This is a genomic window from Caulobacter sp. 602-1, assembly GCF_003931565.1.
Taxonomy (GTDB): Bacteria; Pseudomonadota; Alphaproteobacteria; order Caulobacterales; family Caulobacteraceae; genus Caulobacter.
Genome location: NZ_RRYI01000008.1, coordinates 101,212 through 119,984 on the forward strand (window position 1 = coordinate 101,212; position 18,773 = coordinate 119,984).

Genomic DNA, 18,773 nt, shown 5'->3' on the forward strand with positions numbered 1-18,773 from the left:
CAAAGGTGTCTCCCAGACATTCCTGTTTGGCGCTCAATGGCCGCCGAAACCCGCTACCACTTTCCGCTATTGAGCTTAAGGCCCCGCTCGGGGTTGTCCCCGAGGGCCGCAGCGGTGCATGTTCCGCCTTATGGCGCAACGCAAGACGCTTCTGCTGATCGACGACGACGAGGACCTGCGCGGCGCCCTGGCCGAGCAATTGGCCCTGCACGAGGAATTCGCCGTGGCCGAGGCCGCAACGGCCGGCGAGGGCGTGAAGATGTCGCGCGAGGTCAAGCCTGACTTGATCCTGCTGGACGTCGACCTGCCCGACATGGACGGCCGGGAGGCCTGCCGCCTGATGCGCAAGAACGGGGTCACGGCCCCGGTGATCATGCTGACAGCGGCGGCCAGCGACAGCGACACCATCCTGGGCCTGGAGTCCGGGGCCAACGACTATGTCACCAAGCCTTTCCGCTTCGGGGTGCTGCTGGCCCGCATCCGCGCCCAGCTGCGCAGCTACGAAGCGTCGGAAGACGCGCTGTTCCGCATCGGTCCGTACGAGTTCCGCCCCTCGGCCAAGCTGCTGGTCGACGAAAAGCAGAAGAAGGTGCGGTTGACCGAGAAGGAAACCAACATCCTCAAGTACCTCTACCGCGCCGGCTCCAAGCCCGTGTCGCGCGAGGAGCTGCTGACCGAGGTCTGGGGCTATAATGCCGGGGTCACCACTCACACGCTGGAGACCCACGTCTACCGCTTGCGCCAGAAGATCGAGCCGGATCCAGGGGCGGCCAGGATCCTGATCACCGAGATGGGCGGCTACCGCCTGCAGCCGTAAAGAAAAAAGGCCCGGTCAGCGATGACCGGGCCTTCTTGTATTTTCGCGGTGGCGTTCGAGGCTAGGCGTTGCCCATCACGCCGCCGGCTTCGGCCTGGGCCTTGCGCGCGGCGTAGACGCCGGCGAAGTCGATCGGATCGATCAGGAAGGGCGGGAAGCCGCCTTCGGCCGTGACGTCCGAGATCAGGCGACGCGCATACGGGAACAGGAAGCGGGGGCACTCGATCAGAAGCACCGGCTCCAGGTCTTCCTCAGCGACGCCCGCGATGTGGAACAGGCCGCCGTAGACGACTTCGATGTGGAACACGGCCTGCTCTTCGCGCGTGGCGCGGGCCGAGAGCTTCAGGTCGACTTCGAACAGGCCATCCGGGCGACCACGGGCGTTCATTTCGACGCCCATGTCGATGGCGGGCTGGGCCGCGCCGGCGCGCAGGCTGTCGGGCGCCAGCGGGTTTTCGAACGAGAAGTCGCGGACGAATTGGGCCAGGATACGGATGCCCGATTGCGCGGCGGCGTTGTCGTCCGAAGTCGCCTCGGGGGCGGTGGTGTCGGTCATTAGGATAAAATCCGTAATCGGCGTCTAAAACGCCTAAGAAAGGTGGGCGCTGCTACCATGAGGGCCCGTCCGGCGCAACGCTGGGCGCCTGACGAGAGAACGCGTCTCGCCTATATAGAGATGATATCCTGGGCCCAAAGCCCGTTGCCGGACCTTGAAGTGCTCCAGATCCTGTTCCTCGCCGCGGTCGCCGCGGTCGTCCTGTATCAGCTGTACGCCACCCTGGGGCGTCGTACGGGCCGTCAGCCCGAGGACGTCGTCACGGCCCAGCCCGGCGCGGCTCCGCTTCCGGCCGAGACGCATCCGATCCTGCGCACCGAGGGCCTGGAGGCTCTGAGGTCCAAACAACCGGACTTCGATCCAACCAAGTTCCTGGCCGGCGCCCGTTCGGCCTATGAGCAGATCGTCAAGGCCTACGCCGAAGGCGACCGCGAGACGCTGAAGCCGCTGCTGGCCCCGGACGTCATGGCCAATTTCGAGCAGGCCATGGCCGCCCGCGAGACCGCCGGCCGCAGCGAGAAGGTCGAGTTCATGGCCCCGCCGCGCCTGGACCTCGAGCGGATCGACCTGGTCGGCGACCTGGCCAAGGCGGTGGTGCGGATTCTGGCCGAGGTGCGCACCCGCACCAAGGACGAGCGCGGCGAGGGCGTCGACGACCGCCGCACCGCCGAGCTCTGGACCTTCGAGCGCGAGGTCAAGAGCGCCAATCCCAACTGGCGCCTGGCCTTCGTCGCCGCCGCCGAGGCGTAATGACTCGGATTCTGAGCGTCCAGACCGCCTTCGCCCCCCTGGCCCTGGCGGGCCTGCTGCTGAGCGCCTGCGCCAGCACGACGTCCACGCCGCCTTCACCGCCGGCAACGACACCGCCCCCGACGACCTCGCCCGCAACGACGGTGTCGTTCGCCAGTCTGGTCGGCTGGGCCGAGGAGGATCACGTCGCGGCCCTCGACGCCTTCCGCGCCGGCTGCGGCGTCGCCAAGGATCCGGCCATGGCCCGCGTCTGCGGCCTGGCCCGCAACGCCACCGTCCAGGACGAACCCGGCGCGCGCGCGTTTCTGGAAGCCAATTTCCGGGTCGAGCCGGTTCGCCAGAAGGAGGGGAGCGACGAGGGCCTGCTGACCGCCTATTTCGCCCCCCAGTACGAGGCGCGGATGTCGCGCAACGCCGAGTTCACCGTCCCGGTCCGCGGCGTCCCGGCCGACCTGGTCGTGCTGGACCTCGGCGCCTTTGAGCCCAGCTTCGTCGGCAAGAAGATCACCGGCCACATCGAGGGCCCGACCTTCGCGCCCTATCCGGACCGGGCCGAGATCGAGGCGACCCCCACCGACAAGCCCCTGGCCTGGATGCGACCGGAGGAGCTGTTCTTCCTGCAGATCCAGGGTTCGGGCGTTCTGGTTCTGCCCGATGGCCGCCGCGTCCGCGCGGTGTTTGCCGGGACCAATGGCAGGCCGTTCGTCGGAATCGCCAACGCCATGCGCGACAAGGGCCTGCTGCCCGACAACAACACCTCGGGCGACGCCATCCGCGCCTGGCTGGCCGACCATCGCGGGCCGGAGGCCGACGCGATCATGCGGCTGAACCCGCGCTACGTGTTCTTCAAGACGCTTCCTGATGACGGCAAGGAGCCTGTGGGCTCGGCCGGCGCGCCGTTGCCTCCGGGACGAGCCATCGCCATCGATCCCAGCCGCCACGCCATGGGCGAGCTCTACTGGCTGGACGCCGCCGCGCCGAAGCTGGCGGGCGCCTTCCCGGCCTATCGCCGACTGGCCATGACCCTGGACACTGGCGGGGCGATCAAGGGCGATGTCCGCGCCGATCTCTATATGGGCTCGGGCGCCGCCGCCGGCGCCGAGGCCGGTCGCGTGCGCCACACCCTACGCCTGTACCGGCTCGTACCGCGCTGACATGGTCAGGAAGCCGCCGCCCGGACCCGAGGACGACAAGCGCCTCTGGAAGCTCGTCGCCTCGACGGTGACGCCGCGCGCGCCGGGAAAGCCCGAGAAGATGCGCTCCAAGGCGCGGATCCGGCCGGTGAAGAGCGACACGGCCATTCCGGTGGAGCAGCCCACCCACCTGGCCTCGATTGCGCCCCTGCGCGTCAGTCCCGAGGAGCTCAAGCCGGCGCCGGCCAAGGTCCTGAAGGGTCCCGTCCACCACATCGAACCCAACCGCAAGCGCCGCATCGTCAAGGAGCACGACCCGATCGGCGCCCGCCTGGACATGCATGGCCTCGACCAGGACCGGGCGAGGGCCACGCTGGAGGGCTTCATCCGACGCGCCTATGACGATGGCCACCGGGCGGTGCTGGTGATCACCGGCAAGGGCCGGGTCGGACACGGCGTACTGAAGCAGCGGACGCCGGAATGGCTGGCGGGTCCGGCCCTGCGCGAGATGATCGCCGGGGTCTCGACCGCCGATCAGCGGCACGGCGGCGATGGGGCGCTGTATGTGGCGCTGAAGCGCAAGGGCTAGCAGCGAGGCTTTCGGGCGCCTTCAGTGTTTCCGCGACGCCTTCTCGGCGATGCCCGAGGTCCCTTCGCGGGCCTCCAGCTTCTCGGCCACGGCGTCCAGGGACACCCCCGACGCCGCCATCAGCGCCAGCCAGTGGTAGAGCAGGTCGGCGCTTTCGGCCGCCAACGCATCCGGACCTTGAGCCACGGCGGCGATCACCGTCTCGACGGCTTCCTCGCCCAGCTTCTTGGCGGCGAGGGCGGGGTCGTTGAGCAACTTGGCGGTGTAGGACACCGACGGATCACCACCCTTGCGGGCCGCGATCGTGGCGGCCAGGCGTTGCAGGACGTCAGTCAGGCGCTGGCTCATGCGGCGCTCCGGTCCAGGCGCACGGGAATGCCGGCGTCGGCCATGGCCTGCTTGGCCTCGCCGATGCTGATCTCGCCAAAGTGGAAGATCGAGGCGGCCAGCACGGCGGCGGCGTGGCCGTCGCGCGCGGCCTCGACCAGATGTTCGGTGGTCCCCGCGCCGCCCGAGGCGATCACCGGCACATTGACCGCGCCCGTCACGGCCTTCAGCAGCGGGATGTCGTAGCCGATCTTGGCCCCGTCGCGGTCCATCGAGGTCAGCAGGATCTCGCCCGCGCCGCGCTCGACGACCTTGGCGGCCCAGTCGACCACGTCGAGGCCAGTGTCCTTGCGGCCGCCATAGGTCCAGACGTTCCAGCCCGAGCCGTCCTCGCGCAGCTTGGCGTCGATGGCCACGACCACGCACTGGGCCCCGAAGGCGTCGGCGCCGGCAGCGATCAGGTCGGGGTTCTCGACGGCGGCGGTGTTGACCGAGACCTTGTCGGCGCCGGCCAGCAGCAGGCGGCGCATGTCGGAGACCTGTCGCACGCCGCCGCCCACCGAGACGGGCATGAAGCAGACCTCGGCGGTGCGCGAGATGACGTCCAGGATCAGGCCGCGGCCCTCGCTGGAGGCGGTGATGTCCAGGAACATCAGCTCGTCGGCGCCGGCGGCGTCATAGGCGCGAGCCTGTTCCACCGGGTCGCCGGCGTCGCGCAGGGCCACGAAATTGACCCCCTTGACCACCCGCCCGTCCTTCACGTCGAGGCAGGGAATGATCCGGGTCTTCAGCATCAGGCGGCCGCCGCGATCAGGGCTTCGGATGGCTTGATCGTGCCGGCGTAGAGCGAGCGGCCCAGGATGGCGCCGGCGATCTCGACGCCCGGGCGGGCCTTGAGGCGCTCGATGTCGGCGACCGCGGCCACGCCACCGGAGGCGATGACGGGAATGGAGACCGCGTCGGCCAGTTCGCCCACGCCCTCGACATTGACGCCGGTCAGGGCGCCGTCGCGGCTGATGTCGGTGATGATCAGGGCGGCGACGCCGACGTCCTCAAAGCGGCGCGACAGGTCAATCGCGGAGAGGTCCGACAGGCCGGTCCAGCCGTCGATGGCGACCTTGCCGTCACGGACGTCGACGGCCACGGCGATCTGCTCGGGCCACAGGCGCGCGGCCTTGCGGACCAGGTCCGGGTCGTGGACGGCCACGGTGCCGAGGATGACGCGGGAAACGCCCGCCTCGATCCAGGCCTCGACGCCTTCCAGCGTGCGGATGCCGCCGCCCAGCTGCACGGGGATCGAGATCGACTCCAGGATCGACTCGACGGCGGCGGTGTTGACCGACTTACCCTCGATGGCGCCGTTAAGGTCGACAACATGCAGCCACGAGAAGCCGTCCTTGACGAAGCGCTGCGCCTGGTCGGCGGGCGAAGTGTTGAAGACCGTGGCCTTCTCCATGTCGCCGTGCAGCAGGCGCACGCACTGGCCGTCCTTCAGGTCGATGGCGGGATAGAGGATCATGGGCGCCATTCCAGGAAGTTGGCGAGCAGGGCGAGCCCTGAAGCTTGTGACTTTTCGGGGTGAAACTGTACGCCCGCGACATTGTCCTTGGCCACCGCCGCGACAAACGGGCCGCCGTGGTCGGTGGTGGCGACGACATCGGCCGGGTCGGCCGCGTCCAGGGCGAAGGAGTTGGCGTAGTACATGTGGGCGCCGTCCTCGATCCCCGCGAACAGGGCGTGAGGGCGGACGAAGCTGATGGCGTTCCAGCCCATGTGCGGGATGGTCAGGGCCGGGTCGTTTGGCTCGAGCTTCTTCACCTGGCCGGCAATCCAGTCCAGGCCCGGCGTGACGCCGAATTCCAGGCCTTCGGTCGCCAGCAATTGGTGGCCGACGCAGATGCCCATGAAGGGAACGCCGCGGCCGTGCACGGCGTGGTTCATCGCGTCGTAGACGCCGGTGGCGTCCAGACCCGCGCGACACGAGGCGAAGGCCCCGACGCCGGGCAGGAAGACGCGGTCGGCCTCGGCGACGAGGTCGGGGTCGGCGGTGACGACGATCTCGGCGTCGAGCGCGCGGCGACGGGCCGCCTCACGCAGGGCCTTCTCGGCCGAACGCAGGTTGCCCGACCCGTAGTCGATCAGGGCGACGGTCTGCATGGAGTATCCTTACAGCACGCCCTTGGTGGACGGAGCCTGACCGCCGGTCTTCGGGTCGATCTCGACCGCCTGACGCAGCGCCCGGGCGAGGGCCTTGAAGCCGCTTTCGGCCACATGGTGGGTGTTGTCGCCGTACAGGGTCTCCAGATGGACGCACGCCCCGCAGTTCATGGCGAACGCGTGGTGGAACTCCTTGAAGAGCTCGGTGTCCATCTCGCCGACCTTGGGCCGCTTGAACTCGACCTTCCAGATCAGATACGGCCGGTTGGAGAGATCGATGGCGCAGCGCGTCAGGGTCTCATCCATCGGGATATAGGCGTGGCCGAAGCGCCGGACGCCCTTGAAGCCGTCCAGCGCCTTGTGGATCGCCTGGCCCAGCACGATGCCGGTGTCCTCGACCGTGTGGTGCATGTCGATGTGCAAGTCGCCCTTGGTCTCGACCTTGAGGTCGAAGCCGCCGTGGCGCGCGAAGCTCTCCAGCATATGGTCGTAGAAACCGATGCCGGTGGAGATCGTCGAGGCGCCGGTCCCATCGAGATCGATCCAGACCCGGATCTGGGTCTCCTTCGTCTCGCGGACCACTTCAGCGGTGCGGGCCATCTGCGTCCTTACAGTCCGTTCTTCCGGGCCAGGTCGCGCAGGGACACCTGCGGACGTGGGCCATAATGGTCGATCACCTCGGCGGCGGCCAGGGAGCCCAGCTGACCGCAGACCGGCAGCGGGCGGCCCTGCGAAAGGCCGTAGAGGAAGCCAGCGGCGTATTGGTCGCCCGCGCCGGTCGTGTCCACGACTTTTTCCACCGGATAGGCCGAGATTTCGTGGAGGCTTCCGCCGGAAGCAATCACCGAGCCCTTTTCGCTGCGGGTGACGGCGGCGATCTCGCAGCGCTCGGCCAGGGCCTTCACCGCCGCGTCGAAGTCGGTGGTCTCGAACAGCGAGCAGACTTCGCTCTCGTTGGCGAAGACGATCTCGCACTGGGTCTCGATGAAGCCCATCAGGGCGCCGCGATGGCGATCGACCATGAAGCTGTCGGACAGGGTCATCGAGATCTTGCGGCCGGCGCCGTGGGCCAGGGCGGCGGCCTTGGCGAAGGCGCGGCGGGCTTCCGGCGGATCGAACAGATAGCCTTCCAGATACGAGATCTGGGCGGCCTCGATGATGGCGGGGTCGACGTCGGCCGGGGTCAGCTCGACGCACGCGCCCAGATAGGTCGACATGGTGCGCTGGGCGTCTGGGGTGACGTTGATCAGGCTCTGGGCCGTGGCCGGGCCCTCGGCCAGGGGCGACGTGGTGAAGGCGCAGCCGATGGCCTGCATGTCGTGCCGGAACACGCGGCCCAGCTGATCGTCGGCGACCTTGCCGATGAAGGCGGCCTTGCCGCCGAAGCTGGCCACGCCGGCCAGGGTGTTGGCCGCGCTGCCGCCCGAGGCCTCGATGCCGGAGGCCATGGCGTCATAGAGGCTCGCGGCCCGCGCCGGGTCGATCAGGGCCATCGAGCCCTTGGTCAGGCCTTCCTGGGCGAGGAAGGCGTCGTCGCACTGGGCGATGACGTCGACGATGGCGTTGCCGATGCCGGCGACGTCGTAGAGCGCGGTCATGGAGCGGAACAAACCTTTGAAAGAACAGGGCGGAGAAGCCACAAACACTTGGCGATTAAAGGAAGTGGGGGCTCAAGGCAACGCAAGGCTTGCCGCGCGTGTCGCGACATCTTAGCTGCGAGGCTTCGTTGAACGCGAGTATGCCGATGGCCGACGTCCTCATCCTGGTCCCCGCCCGCGACGAGCGCCGCTACGGCGACAGCTGGGCGCCGCTGCTGGAGCGTCTGGCCGGGCCGCTGCGCCGCCACGGCCTGACCATCGCCGCCCAGCCGTGGACGGATCCGGTCGACAAGGACCAGGCGCGCCTGGTCATGCCGTCCCTCGCCTGGGGCTATCATGCCCGTCAAGCCGAGTGGTTCGCCCAGCTGGACGCCTTCGAGGCGAGCGGCGCGCGCATGGTCAATCCGCCGGCGGTGCTGCGCTGGAACTCGACCAAGACCTATCTGGTCGAGCTCGCCGGGAAGGGCGCGCCGGTGGTGCCGACCCTCGCCCACGACATTCTGACGCTGGAGCATGTCCAGGCCGCCTTCGACGCCTTCGGGGTGGACGAGGTGGTGGTCAAGCCGCAGATCTCGGCCGGCTCGCACGAGACCATCCGGGTCAAGCGCCACGGTTCGCTGGAAGGCGGACCCACGGGTCCGGCCCTGATCCAGCCGTTCCTGCCGGCCGTCGGTGAAGAGGGCGAGCTGTCCCTGTTCTATTTCGACGGCGTCTTCAGCCACGCCGTGGCCAAGGTCGCCGAGGAGGGCGACTTCCGCGTCCAGCCGCAGTTCGGCGGCAAGGTCACCGAGATCGCGCCGGAGCCCGAGGCCCTGCGCGCGGCCGAGATGGTGCTGGAGGCGGCTGGCGCCCCGCTGACCTACGCTCGCGTGGATCTGATCCGGGGCCTGGAGCACACCCCGCAACTGATGGAGCTGGAGGCGATCGAGCCGGACCTCTTTCTGGAACATGCGCATGACCACGGCGAGGCCTTCGCCCGGGCGGTGATCAAGGCGATCGGCTAGGCCCCCAGGAACAGCTCCCGCGAAGGGCACAGGTCGCTGATCCTGCAGATTTCGCACTTGGGCTTTCTCGCCACGCAGACATAGCGCCCGTGCAGGATCAGCCAGTGGTGCGCCCGGGTCTGGTAGGGCGGCGGCACGATCCGCATCAGGTCCTGCTCGACCGCGTCGGGCGTCTTGCCGGCCGACAGTTTCAGGCGGTGCGAGACACGGAAGACGTGGGTGTCGACGGCGATGGCCGGCTCGATGTCCAGCTCGTTCAACACTACACTGGCGGTCTTGCGGCCCACGCCTGGCAGGGCTTCGAGGTCGGCGCGGTTCAGCGGCACCTGACCACCGTGCTTGTCCATCAGGATGTGGGCGGCGGCGATGACGTTCTTGGCCTTGGTGCGGAACAGGCCGATGGAGGCGATGTACTTGATCAGCCCATCCTCGCCGAGTTCCAGCATCTTCTCGGCGCTGTCGGCGACCTGGAACAGCGGGCCGGTGGCCTTGTTGACCTGGACGTCCGTCGCCTGGGCCGAAAGGGCCACGGCGGTGACCAGCTCATAGGGATTGGCGTAGTTCAGCTCGGTCTTGGGATGCGATTCCAGGCTCTCGAAGCGCTTGAACAGGATCTCGACCCGCTCGCGTTCGGCGGGGCTGATGCGCTTTTGGGCGGGTTTCTTTTTCTTCGCGAGCACGGGCTTGGCCATGACGCGGACCATGCCGTGATGCGCCTGAAACGCCAAGAAGGACGGCTCGCCAAGCGCCAGGGACGGTTCTAAAATCCCGCCATGGCCCTGCCGATCTACATGGACCGCGTGATCGCGCCACACCGTTCGCTGACGCCGCGGGGCGCCGTGGTGCTGTTGGCGGTGGTCATGGCCTTCAACGTCATGGTGGCGATCTTCCTGCTGGTGGTCGGCGCGCCGCCGGTCCTGCCGTTCCTGGGACTGGACGTCCTGGCCCTGTGGCTGGCGCTGCGGGCCTCGGACCGCGCCGCCCGCCGGGTGGAGCGGGTCCAGGTCACGGCGGAGGCTGTCACGGTCAGCCGCGAGGACGAGAAGGGCGCGCGCACCGTCTGGACCTCGCCGACGGCCTTCACCCGGGTGGGCGTGGACCATCTGGGCGAGCACGAGGCGCGCGTCCGGCTGATGATCTATCGCAAGCGCCTGACCCTGGCCCGGTCCCTGAGCCCCGACGAGCGGGTCAGCTTCGCCCAGGCCCTGCAGGACGCCATCCGCGCCGCCCGCGCCGAGCGGTGGTCATGACCGGCGACGCGGCCGCAAGAACCGGGCGGACGGCGGTATCCGACGGGTCTAGCGTCCCGGGCATGGCATACGACGCATCCCCCCTTTCGACCGACCTTTCGGAGGCCGCCAGCCAGGAGCTGGTCCGTCTGGCCGAGCGCTCGGTCGACTACCACCGCATGGCCAAGGCGCTCGATTGGCTGGCCGAGCGGTGGTCGGACCATCCCTCTCTGGACGAGGCCGCCCAGGCCGTGGGCCTGTCGCCGTTCCACTTCCAGCGCGTCTTCACCCGCTGGGCCGGGGTCAGCCCCAAGAGCTTCGTCTCGGCCATCGCCCACGCCGAGGCCCGGCGCTCGCTGGAGGCCGGCGGCACGGTGCTGGACGCGGCCTTCGACGCGGGGCTGTCGGGCCCTTCGCGGCTGCACGACCTGTTCATCGCCCAGGAGGCCGCGACCCCCGGCGAGGTGCGCCGCCGCGGGGCGGGGATGCGGCTGCGCTGGGGCTGGGCTCCGACGCCGTTCGGCAAGGGCCTGTTCGTGATGGCCGAGCGTGGTCTGGCGGGCCTGGCTTTCTCGGACGGCGACGACGAGGCGACTTTCGCCGACATGCATCGCCGCTTCCCGGCCGCCGACTGGATCCGCGACGACCCGGCCGCCCAGGCCACGGCCATCCACGCCTTCACGGGCGGGGATGGGCCGCTGCCTGTCGTACTGATCGGATCGCCCTATCACGTGCAGGTCTGGAAGGCCCTGCTGCGGATTCCGGCCGGCGAGACCGCCACCTACGGTCAGGTGGCGTGCTGGGCCGGCAAGCCCAAGGCGTTCCAGGCCACCGGCGGCGCCATCGGGGCCAACCCGATCTCGCTGCTGATCCCCTGTCACCGGGCGATCGGCAAGAGCGGCAAGCTGACCGGCTACCACTGGGGCCTGGCCCGCAAGGCCGCGATCCTTGGAATGGAGGCGGTTTCCGCCGCCTCCTAAACCTAGAGGATGAACCGGCTCAGGTCGGCGTTGGCCGCCAGCGCGCCGATCCGCTCCTGCACATAGGCCGCGTCGACCGCGATGGTCTCTCCGCTACGATCGGCCGCCGAGAAGCTGATTTCCTCGACCACCTTCTCCAGGATCGTCTGCAGCCGGCGGGCGCCGATGTTCTCGACCGAGTTGTTCACGGCCACGGCCGCGTCGGCCAGGGCGTCGATGGCCTCGTCGGTGAAGGTCAGGGTCACGCCCTCGGTCAGCATCAGGGCTTGGTGCTGGCGGATCAGGTTGGCTTCCGGCTCGGTCAGGATGCGACGCATGTCGTCGCGCGACAGGCCCTTCAGCTCGACGCGGATCGGCAGGCGGCCCTGCAGTTCGGGCAGCAGGTCGGACGGCTTGGCGACATGGAAGGCCCCCGAGGCGATGAACAGGATGTGGTCCGTCTTGACCGGGCCATACTTGGTCGAGACGGTCGTACCCTCGATCAGCGGCAGCAGGTCGCGCTGCACGCCCTCGCGGGAGACGTCGGCGCCAGAGCGCTGCGAGCTGCTGGCGACCTTGTCGATCTCGTCCAGGAAGACGATGCCGTGGTTCTCGGCCAGCTCCAGGGCTTCCTGGGTCAAGGCTTCCTGGTCCAGCAGCTTGTCGCTTTCCTCGGCGATCAACGGGGCCCAGGCGCCGGTGACGGTGGTCTTGTGGGTCTTGGTGCGGCCGCCGCCGAACGACTTCATCATCTCCGACAGGTTCAGCACCTGGGCGCCGGGCTGGCCGGGGATCTCGAAGCTGGCGCCGCCGGTGTCGGCCAGCTGCAGCTCGATCTCCTTGTCGTCCAGCTCACCGGCGCGCAGCTTCTTGCGGAAGCTGTCGCGGGCGGCGGTCGAGCCGGGGCCGGTCATGGCGTCGAGGATGCGCTCCTCGGCGGCGGCCTCGGCCTTGGCCTTCACGGCGGCGCGGCGCTTGTCGCGGACCATGGCCAGAGCGCTTTCCACGAGATCGCGGACGATCTGGTCGACGTCGCGGCCGACATAGCCGACCTCGGTGAACTTGGTGGCCTCGACCTTGAGGAACGGCGCCTGGGCCAGCTTGGCCAGGCGGCGGGCGATCTCGGTCTTGCCGACGCCGGTGGGGCCGATCAGCAGGATGTTCTTCGGCGTCACCTCGTCACGCAAGTCGGCCGGTACGCGTCTGCGGCGCCAGCGGTTGCGCAAGGCCACGGCGACGGCCTTCTTGGCCTCGGCGTGACCGACGATGTAACGGTCCAGTTCGGAAACGATCTCGCGGGGGGAAAACTCGGTCATCGGTCGTTGATCAGGGTCTCGAAGATCAGGCGCCACCCGTCGGGCCGCCTTTGCCAGACATGCATATAGTGCGCGGCGACGGCTTTTTGACCCTCCGACCACGCGGCTTCGCCATGGGTCCAGACGAAATCACCGGCCTTGGCGGCGCCGCCGCCCCGCAAGGTTAGGGTCATGGCCGCCGGACGCTGTTCCAAGCGTTCCGTGATCGCCGTTGGAAGCAAGGCGCGAGTTCCGCGCGGACCGATCAAATGGGCGTCGGCCACCAGAACGGTCTTGTAAGCCAGGGGCGCGTTTTTCTCGGCCGATTGGCTCAGCATCGTCTCGGCCGCCCGCACGGCGTCGAAGGCCTTGGCGGCCGAGCCTTCGCCGGTCTTGGACATTGGCCCTTTCCGCGCCGGCGTCGCCTGGACGGGGGCCGAGACCGGGTCGGCGGCGCTGCCGCCGTCATAGATCCAGCGCCAGACATTGTCGGCGTCCTTGCGCCAGATGCTGGAGTACCAGCCGCCCGGCTTGCCGTCGAAAAAGGACGGGCCGGTGGAAAGGGCCAGATCCCCGGACTTGGCGGCGACCACCCACGCCGGCCACCATTCCAGCTTGGGCCCATTGTCACCCGCCCGGCTTTCGTAGAAGGCGCGGGCGTTGGCCGGGGCGGGCGTGAAGATGATGGCGTCGCCGGCCATATGCTTCAGGAACGCGCGCTTCACGCCCAGGGCCAGGCCGTCGACCGCGAAGGCGCGCTCGGCGGCCTCCACCTGGTTGGCGGGGTTCCTGGACTCGGCCTGAACGGCGCCGGCCAACGCAACGCAAGCGATCAAAAGGGTCTTCAGCATGGCGGGATCCTCCCCGCGCCTAGCCAAGCGCCGGGAGAATTCGCCGCGCATCTCGTTTGCGACGAAAACCCGCTGGGGCTCGCCCTAAAGCGCTTCGACGGTGAGATTGCCGTTGGTGTAGACGCAGATCTCGGCGGCGATGGCCATCGCCTTTCGAGCGATCTCCTCGGCCGAAAGGTCCTGGTCGATTAGCGCCTTACCCGCCGCCAAGGCATAATTTCCGCCCGAGCCGATCGCCGCCACGGCGTTGCCGTCGGCGCTCTCGCCCGGTTCCAGCACGTCGCCAACGCCGGTGACGGTGTAGATGGCGGTCTTGTCGGCCACCAGCAGCATGGCTTCCAGCCGGCGCAGATAGCGGTCGGTCCGCCAGTCCTTGGCCAGATCCACGCAGGCGCGGGCCAGCTGGTCGGGATATTGCTCCAGCTTGGCCTCAAGGCGCTCGATCAGGGTGAAGGCGTCCGCCGTGGCCCCGGCGAAGCCGGCCACCACCTTGCCGCCGGCCAGGCGTCGCACCTTGCGGGCGTTGCCCTTGACGACGGTTGGGCCCATGGAGACCTGTCCGTCGCCGGCGATCACCGTCTGTCCGTTCTTGCGCACCGCCAGAATGGTCGTGCCGTGCCAGTCGGGGAAGGAAGTCGAGCTTTGCATGGCTTCGCATGTGGCGAGGCCGGACCGGAGGGTCAAGCGCCATGAGTTTTTCAGAAGCCGAGGTCGAGCGCTACGCCCGCCATCTGGTGCTTCGCGAAGTCGGCGGTCCGGGCCAGCAGAAGCTGAAGAGCGCGCGCGTGCTGATGGTCGGGGCCGGGGGCCTGGGCGCGCCGGCCGCGCTGTATCTGGCCGCCGCCGGGATTGGAACGATCGGCCTGGTGGATCCCGACGCCGTCTCGCTGTCGAACCTGCAGCGCCAGGTGCTCTACGCCACCGCCGATGTCGGCCGGCCCAAGGTGGAGGCGGCGGTCGAGCGTCTGGCCGCCCTGAACCCGCACACGGTCGTGGAAACCCATCCGGTATGGCTGGACTCCGCCAATGCTGGTGACATCGTCGGCCGGTATGACCTGGTGCTGGACGGCACGGACGATTTCGCCACCCGCTTCGCCGTCAGCGACGCCTGCTTGGCCCACGGCAAGCCGCTGGTCAGCGGAGCCCTGGGGCGCTGGACAGGTCAGGTCGGGGTCTTCCACGGCAGGCCCTGCTACCGCTGCCTGGTGCCGGAAACCCCGCCGGACGCCGAGACCTGCGCCTTGGTCGGCGTGGTCGGCGCGTTGGCGGGGGTGATCGGATCGATGATGGCCCTGGAAGCGATCAAGCTGGTCGTCGGCGCGGGCGAACCCTTGTCGGGCAAGCTGTTGATCTATGACGCGCTCTCGGCTGAGAGCCGCACCGTGAGGATCGGGGCCGATCCTCAATGTCCGTCGTGCGGCGCTTGACGGGCGACGGCGTCCGCCCAAATCCTGGCGCCCGGGGCCAGTCTCCGGGGAGGGTGGGATGAAGACGCTGGCGAAGGGTCTTGCGATCGCTCTCGGATTGATCGTCGTACTGGCGACCGCCGGCTGGTTTCTGCTGCAGCGGCCGGACATCCCCTACGCCGCGCTGGAAGCGCGGTATGGCTACGCGGATTCCCGGTACATGGACCTGCCGGGCGGGGTGCGGGCGCACTATCGCGATCTTGGCCCGCGCGCGGCGCCGGCCATCGTGCTGGTGCATGGCTTCTCGGCCTCGACCCATGCCTGGGACGCGTGGGCCAAGGCGTTGTCGAGCGACTATCGCGTGGTTGTCCTCGACCTGCCTGGCCATGGCCTGACCCGCGCGCCCCCGGGCTATGCGGCCGGGCGGGATGGCTTCGACACAGTGGTCGACGGCGTGACGGGCAAGCTGGGCCTGACCCGCTTCACCCTCGGCGGCAATTCGATGGGCGGCGGGGTGGCCTGGGCCTATGCGCTGAACCATCCGGACAAGGTCCAGCGCCTGGTCCTGGTCGATGCGGCCGGCTGGCCAACGAGCAAGGCCGGCGGGGCTTCGATCTTTGCGATCCTGCGCAACCCGCTGGGCCGAAAGCTGTTGCGAAACATCGACACCCGACCGCTGGTCGCCCAGGGCCTGCGCGCGGCCTATCTGGATCCCAGGCTGGTCACCCCGGACCTGATCGACCGCTATGTCGACCTGGCGCGCGCGCCAGGCCACCGGGACATCCTGCTGGGCCTGCAGACCGGCCCGCGCCGCCTCGCCACGACGGCCGACCTGTCGCGGATTCATGTTCCGACCCTGGTGATGTTCGGCCAGGACGACCGCCTGATCCCGGCCGCGGACGGCGAGAAGTTCCACAAGGCCATACCGGGCGCGACCCTGATCCTCTATCCCGGAGTCGGCCACGTGCCGATGGAGCAGATTCCGGACCGATCGGTGGCCGATCTGAAGGCGTGGCTGGCGACGCACCCTGTCGGATATTGACCGCCACGGGCTAATACGGGACAGACACCAGCCCGACGGCCAAGCTAAGCCCTCGGCGTCCTGTACGGAGGCTTGGAAGATGAGCGGATCACGGATCGGACTGGAGAGCCTGGCGGCCAGGATCATGCCGGCCGAGGCGGCCGCGGCGCTGATCGCGCCGGGCGAAACGGTGGGCATGAGCGGCTTCACCGGCTCGGGCTATCCCAAGGCTGTGCCGATGGCCCTGGCCAGCCGCATCGAAGCCGAGCACGCGGCCGGAAACCCCTTCCGCCTGCGAGTGTGGACCGGGGCTTCGACGGGCCCGGAGCTGGACGGCGCCCTGGCCAAGGCCGATGGCATCGAATTCCGCCTGCCGTACAACTCCGATCCCATCGCCCGCGACAAGATCAATCGCGGGGAGATGGACTATTTCGACATGCACCTGTCGCAGGTCGCGCCCATGGCCTGGCAGGGGTTCCTGGGGCCGCTGGACACGGCGATCATCGAGGTCAGCGGCATCCGCCCCGATGGCGCGCTGATCCCGTCCTCGTCGGTCGGCAACAACAAGACCTGGATCGACCGGGCCTCGAAGGTGATCCTGGAGGTCAACCGCTGGCAGAACCCGGCGCTGGAAGGGATGCACGACATCTACTACGGCACCGCCCTGCCGCCGAACCGGGTGCCGATCCCATTGGTGCGGCCCGACCAGCGCATCGGCGAGGCCTATTTCCGCTGCGATCCTTCCAAGATCGTCGCCGTCGTCGAAACCGACTCCCCCGACCGCAACCTGCCGTTCGACGCCCCGGGCGAGGACCATCGCGCCATCGCCGGCCACCTCCTGGAATTCTTCCGTCACGAGGTCGCGCGCGGCCGCCTGCCGGCCAGCCTTCTGCCGCTGCAGTCGGGCGTGGGCAACATCGCCAACGCGGTGATGTCGGGCCTGGTCCACGGTCCGTTCGACAACCTGACCGCCTTTACCGAGGTGCTGCAGGATGGGATGCTGGAGCTGATGGAGTCCGGCAAGCTGCTGACCGCCTCGGCCACCGCCTTTTCCCTGAGCCCCGAGGCCGCCGCGGCCCTGAACGCCGACATGGTCCGCTTCCGCGAGCGGCTGGTGCTGCGGCCGCAGGAGATCAGCAACCATCCCGAGCTGATCCGCCGCCTGGGCTGCATCGCCATGAACGGCATGATCGAGGCCGACATCCATGGGGCGGTGAACTCGACCCACCTGATGGGCTCGCGCATCCAGAACGGCATCGGCGGCAGCGGCGACTTCGCCCGCAACGCCTATGTCTCGATCTTCATGGCCCCCTCGACCGCCAAGGGCGGCAAGATCTCGACCATCGTGCCCAAGGCGCCGCACGTCGACCACATCAATCAGGACGTCCAGATCCTGGTCACCGAGCAGGGCCTGGCCGACCTGCGCGGCCTGTCGCCCCGCCAGCGAGCCGAGGTGATCATCGAGAACTGCTCGCACCCGGACTACCGTCCGGCCCTCAAGGACTATCTGGCCCGCGCCCGCCGCGACTCGTACGGTCAGCAATCCCCGACCCTGCTGGACGAAGCCTTCGCCTGGCACCAGCGGTTCGTCGAAACGGGCGACATGCGCGGCTAGTTCGCAACGAGGCTTGAGGGGGATCAAGGCGCGGTCGTTCGATAGCGTCGATTCTGCCGGTTTCGAGTCCGGAGCCTTCGATGACCGTTCAACAGACCGCCTTCGACCAGATCGGCGGCGCGGCCCGCGTCGACGCCCTGGTCGAGGCCTTCTACGACCTCGTCGAGACCGACCAGGCCTATGCGGGACTGCGGGCCATGCACGCGCCCGACATGACCAACGTGCGCGCCGCGCTGAAGGGTTGGCTGACCGGCTGGCTGGGCGGCCCGCGCAACTGGTTCGTCGCGAACCCAGGCGTCTGCATGATGTCCATGCACCGCGCGATGCCGATCGACGCCGCCACGGCGGGGCAATGGACGGACGCGATGCGCCGCGCCCTGGTTCAGGTCGAGGTCGATCGTGAAATGGCCGAGGCGCTCCACGATGTTTTCGGGCGCATGGCCGCCAACATGACGGCCCGCTGAGCCTCTAAAGCATCGCCGGGATCACCCGGTCCGGCGGTCGGTGGCCGTCCATGAAGGTCTTCACGTTGACGATGACCTTCTCGCCCATGTCGATGCGACCCTCGACCGTGGCCGAGCCCATGTGGGGCAGCAGCACGACATTGGGCAGCTTCAGGAGCTTGGGGTTGATCGCGGGCTCGTGCTCATAGACGTCGAGGCCTGCGCCGGCGATCTCGCCCTTGGCCAGCATGTTGGCCAGGGCGCCCTCGTCGATCACCTCGCCCCGCGCGGTGTTGACCACGATGGCGTGCGGCCGCAGCAGCTTCAGCCGACGGGCGGACAGCAGGTGGTAGGTCGCCGGCGTGTGCGGGCAGTTGACCGAGATGAAGTCCATCCGGGCCAGCATCTGGTCCAGGCTTTCCCAGTAGGTGCAGCCCAGCTCCTCGGCGATGCGCGGGCTGACGGGCTTGCGGTTATGATAGTGGACCTGCATGCCGAACGCCTTGGCGCGGCGGGCCACGGCCTGGCCGATGCGGCCCATGCCGATGATGCCAAGGCGCTTGCCCCACAGGCGGCGGCCCAGCATCCAGGTTGGCGACCAGCCGTGGAAGCCGCCGGACTTGACCACCTCGGCGCCTTCGACGATCCGGCGCGAGGCGGCCATGATCAGGGTCATGGTCAGGTCGGCCGTGTCCTCGGTCAGAACCCCCGGCGTATTGGTGACGATGATGCCGCGCGCATTGGCCGTGGCGACGTCGATATTGTCGACCCCGGCCCCGAAATTGGCGATCAGCTTGAGCCGATCGCCGGATCGCGACAGAAGGCGCGAGTCGATACGATCGGTGATCGTCGGCACCAGCACGTCGGCGCGGCTCATGGCCTCGACCAGTTCATCCGCCGTCAAGGGTTTGTCGGAGACGTTCAGTTCGGTATCGAACAATTCGCACATTCGCGTCTCCACCGGATCGGGGAGTTTGCGGGTGACGATGACTTTGAGCTTGCGGGCGGCCATGGGCGGTTTGA

At 68.6% G+C, this 18,773-nt stretch carries 23 protein-coding genes; 11 read left to right on the plus strand and 12 right to left on the minus strand.

The window, feature by feature from the left end:
• Nucleotides 1–130: 130 nt before the first annotated feature.
• Entirely contained in the window at nucleotides 131–817 is a 687-nt protein-coding gene (locus tag EIK80_RS20965; protein WP_199743582.1) for a response regulator transcription factor, read from the plus strand.
• Between the two features lie 61 nt (nucleotides 818–878).
• Here EIK80_RS20965 and secB read toward each other — a convergent pair whose 3' ends face one another.
• Complete coding sequence (gene secB / locus EIK80_RS20970) at nucleotides 879–1,373, minus strand: protein-export chaperone SecB (RefSeq protein ID WP_125158962.1); 495 nt, start codon at nucleotides 1,371–1,373, stop codon at nucleotides 879–881.
• A 144-nt stretch (nucleotides 1,374–1,517) separates the two neighbouring features.
• Between secB and timA the strand changes: the two genes are divergently transcribed.
• Genes timA through EIK80_RS20985 form a run of 3 tightly spaced genes read left to right on the plus strand, consistent with a single transcriptional unit; the run spans nucleotide 1,518 to nucleotide 3,845 of the window.
• Complete coding sequence (timA, locus tag EIK80_RS20975; protein WP_148099119.1) at nucleotides 1,518–2,123, plus strand: TIM44-related membrane protein TimA; 606 nt, start codon at nucleotides 1,518–1,520, stop codon at nucleotides 2,121–2,123.
• Entirely contained in the window at nucleotides 2,123–3,277 is a 1,155-nt protein-coding gene (locus EIK80_RS20980) for a murein transglycosylase A (protein WP_125158964.1), read from the plus strand. Before timA ends, EIK80_RS20980 begins: the two co-directional genes overlap by 1 nt.
• A gap of 1 nt (nucleotide 3,278) precedes the next feature.
• Entirely contained in the window at nucleotides 3,279–3,845 is a 567-nt protein-coding gene (locus tag EIK80_RS20985) for a Smr/MutS family protein (RefSeq protein ID WP_125158965.1), read from the plus strand.
• Nucleotides 3,846–3,866: 21 nt separating this feature from the next.
• Here EIK80_RS20985 and EIK80_RS20990 read toward each other — a convergent pair whose 3' ends face one another.
• The 6 genes from EIK80_RS20990 to EIK80_RS21015 are packed head-to-tail and all read right to left on the minus strand — an operon-like array spanning nucleotide 3,867 to nucleotide 7,927.
• On the minus strand, nucleotides 3,867–4,193 hold the full coding sequence (locus tag EIK80_RS20990) for a phosphoribosyl-ATP diphosphatase (protein ID WP_125158966.1): 327 nt from the start codon (nucleotides 4,191–4,193) through the stop codon (nucleotides 3,867–3,869).
• Nucleotides 4,190–4,966, minus strand: coding sequence for an imidazole glycerol phosphate synthase subunit HisF (gene hisF, locus EIK80_RS20995; protein WP_125158967.1), 777 nt, complete (start codon nucleotides 4,964–4,966; stop codon nucleotides 4,190–4,192). Before hisF ends, EIK80_RS20990 begins: the two co-directional genes overlap by 4 nt.
• Nucleotides 4,966–5,700: a 1-(5-phosphoribosyl)-5-[(5-phosphoribosylamino)methylideneamino]imidazole-4-carboxamide isomerase gene (gene hisA, locus EIK80_RS21000; RefSeq protein ID WP_199170688.1), complete on the minus strand. Its 735-nt coding sequence runs from the start codon at nucleotides 5,698–5,700 to the stop codon at nucleotides 4,966–4,968. Before hisA ends, hisF begins: the two co-directional genes overlap by 1 nt.
• Nucleotides 5,688–6,329: an imidazole glycerol phosphate synthase subunit HisH gene (hisH, locus tag EIK80_RS21005; RefSeq protein ID WP_125158968.1), complete on the minus strand. Its 642-nt coding sequence runs from the start codon at nucleotides 6,327–6,329 to the stop codon at nucleotides 5,688–5,690. Before hisH ends, hisA begins: the two co-directional genes overlap by 13 nt.
• Nucleotides 6,330–6,338: 9 nt before the next feature.
• Nucleotides 6,339–6,929 (minus strand): imidazoleglycerol-phosphate dehydratase HisB, encoded by a 591-nt coding sequence (gene hisB / locus EIK80_RS21010; RefSeq protein WP_125158969.1) that lies wholly within the window; start codon nucleotides 6,927–6,929, stop codon nucleotides 6,339–6,341.
• Nucleotides 6,930–6,937: 8 nt separating this feature from the next.
• Nucleotides 6,938–7,927: an adenosine kinase gene (locus EIK80_RS21015; protein WP_125158970.1), complete on the minus strand. Its 990-nt coding sequence runs from the start codon at nucleotides 7,925–7,927 to the stop codon at nucleotides 6,938–6,940.
• A gap of 146 nt (nucleotides 7,928–8,073) precedes the next feature.
• Between EIK80_RS21015 and EIK80_RS21020 the strand changes: the two genes are divergently transcribed.
• Nucleotides 8,074–8,931, plus strand: coding sequence for a RimK family alpha-L-glutamate ligase (locus EIK80_RS21020; RefSeq protein WP_125158971.1), 858 nt, complete (start codon nucleotides 8,074–8,076; stop codon nucleotides 8,929–8,931).
• On the opposite strand, the gene nth is transcribed toward EIK80_RS21020, so the two are convergent.
• Nucleotides 8,928–9,635: an endonuclease III gene (nth, locus tag EIK80_RS21025; protein ID WP_125159060.1), complete on the minus strand. Its 708-nt coding sequence runs from the start codon at nucleotides 9,633–9,635 to the stop codon at nucleotides 8,928–8,930. The two genes, EIK80_RS21020 and nth, sit on opposite strands and share 4 nt — an antisense overlap.
• 69 nt (nucleotides 9,636–9,704) lie before the next feature.
• On the opposite strand from nth, the gene EIK80_RS21030 reads away from it, so the two are divergent.
• Together EIK80_RS21030 and EIK80_RS21035 are read left to right on the plus strand one after the other, a co-directional pair.
• A complete protein-coding gene (locus tag EIK80_RS21030) occupies nucleotides 9,705–10,181 on the plus strand; it encodes a DUF2244 domain-containing protein (protein ID WP_125158972.1) in 477 nt (158 codons plus the stop codon).
• A gap of 62 nt (nucleotides 10,182–10,243) precedes the next feature.
• Nucleotides 10,244–11,140 carry a methylated-DNA--[protein]-cysteine S-methyltransferase gene (locus tag EIK80_RS21035; protein WP_125158973.1) on the plus strand — a complete coding sequence of 299 codons (897 nt, stop codon included), beginning with the start codon at nucleotides 10,244–10,246 and terminating at the stop codon, nucleotides 11,138–11,140.
• 2 nt (nucleotides 11,141–11,142) lie between these two features.
• Here EIK80_RS21035 and hslU read toward each other — a convergent pair whose 3' ends face one another.
• The 3 genes from hslU to hslV all read right to left on the minus strand — a co-directional run bounded on the left by hslU (nucleotide 11,143) and on the right by hslV (nucleotide 13,949).
• The gene (hslU, locus tag EIK80_RS21040; RefSeq protein WP_125158974.1) at nucleotides 11,143–12,435 is read right to left on the minus strand and encodes an ATP-dependent protease ATPase subunit HslU; all 1,293 of its coding nucleotides are present in this window, start codon (nucleotides 12,433–12,435) and stop codon (nucleotides 11,143–11,145) included.
• A complete protein-coding gene (locus tag EIK80_RS21045; RefSeq protein WP_125158975.1) occupies nucleotides 12,432–13,265 on the minus strand; it encodes a DUF4440 domain-containing protein in 834 nt (277 codons plus the stop codon). Before EIK80_RS21045 ends, hslU begins: the two co-directional genes overlap by 4 nt.
• Before the next feature lie 84 nt (nucleotides 13,266–13,349).
• Complete coding sequence (gene hslV, locus EIK80_RS21050; RefSeq protein ID WP_199743571.1) at nucleotides 13,350–13,949, minus strand: ATP-dependent protease subunit HslV; 600 nt, start codon at nucleotides 13,947–13,949, stop codon at nucleotides 13,350–13,352.
• Between the two features lie 5 nt (nucleotides 13,950–13,954).
• Here hslV and EIK80_RS21055 point away from each other — a divergent pair, with 5 nt between their 5' ends.
• The 4 genes from EIK80_RS21055 to EIK80_RS21070 all read left to right on the plus strand — a co-directional run bounded on the left by EIK80_RS21055 (nucleotide 13,955) and on the right by EIK80_RS21070 (nucleotide 17,771).
• Nucleotides 13,955–14,692, plus strand: a complete 738-nt coding sequence (locus EIK80_RS21055; protein ID WP_199743572.1) for a molybdopterin-synthase adenylyltransferase MoeB — start codon at nucleotides 13,955–13,957, stop codon at nucleotides 14,690–14,692.
• Between the two features lie 58 nt (nucleotides 14,693–14,750).
• On the plus strand, nucleotides 14,751–15,713 hold the full coding sequence (locus tag EIK80_RS21060) for an alpha/beta fold hydrolase (RefSeq protein WP_125158978.1): 963 nt from the start codon (nucleotides 14,751–14,753) through the stop codon (nucleotides 15,711–15,713).
• A 79-nt stretch (nucleotides 15,714–15,792) separates the two neighbouring features.
• Nucleotides 15,793–17,307, plus strand: a complete 1,515-nt coding sequence (locus EIK80_RS21065) for an acetyl-CoA hydrolase/transferase family protein (RefSeq protein WP_125158979.1) — start codon at nucleotides 15,793–15,795, stop codon at nucleotides 17,305–17,307.
• A gap of 80 nt (nucleotides 17,308–17,387) precedes the next feature.
• The gene (locus EIK80_RS21070) at nucleotides 17,388–17,771 is read left to right on the plus strand and encodes a group II truncated hemoglobin (RefSeq protein ID WP_125158980.1); all 384 of its coding nucleotides are present in this window, start codon (nucleotides 17,388–17,390) and stop codon (nucleotides 17,769–17,771) included.
• Between the two features lie 4 nt (nucleotides 17,772–17,775).
• On the opposite strand, the gene EIK80_RS21075 is transcribed toward EIK80_RS21070, so the two are convergent.
• Nucleotides 17,776–18,762 (minus strand): D-glycerate dehydrogenase, encoded by a 987-nt coding sequence (locus tag EIK80_RS21075; RefSeq protein WP_125158981.1) that lies wholly within the window; start codon nucleotides 18,760–18,762, stop codon nucleotides 17,776–17,778.
• Nucleotides 18,763–18,773 lie beyond the last annotated feature (11 nt).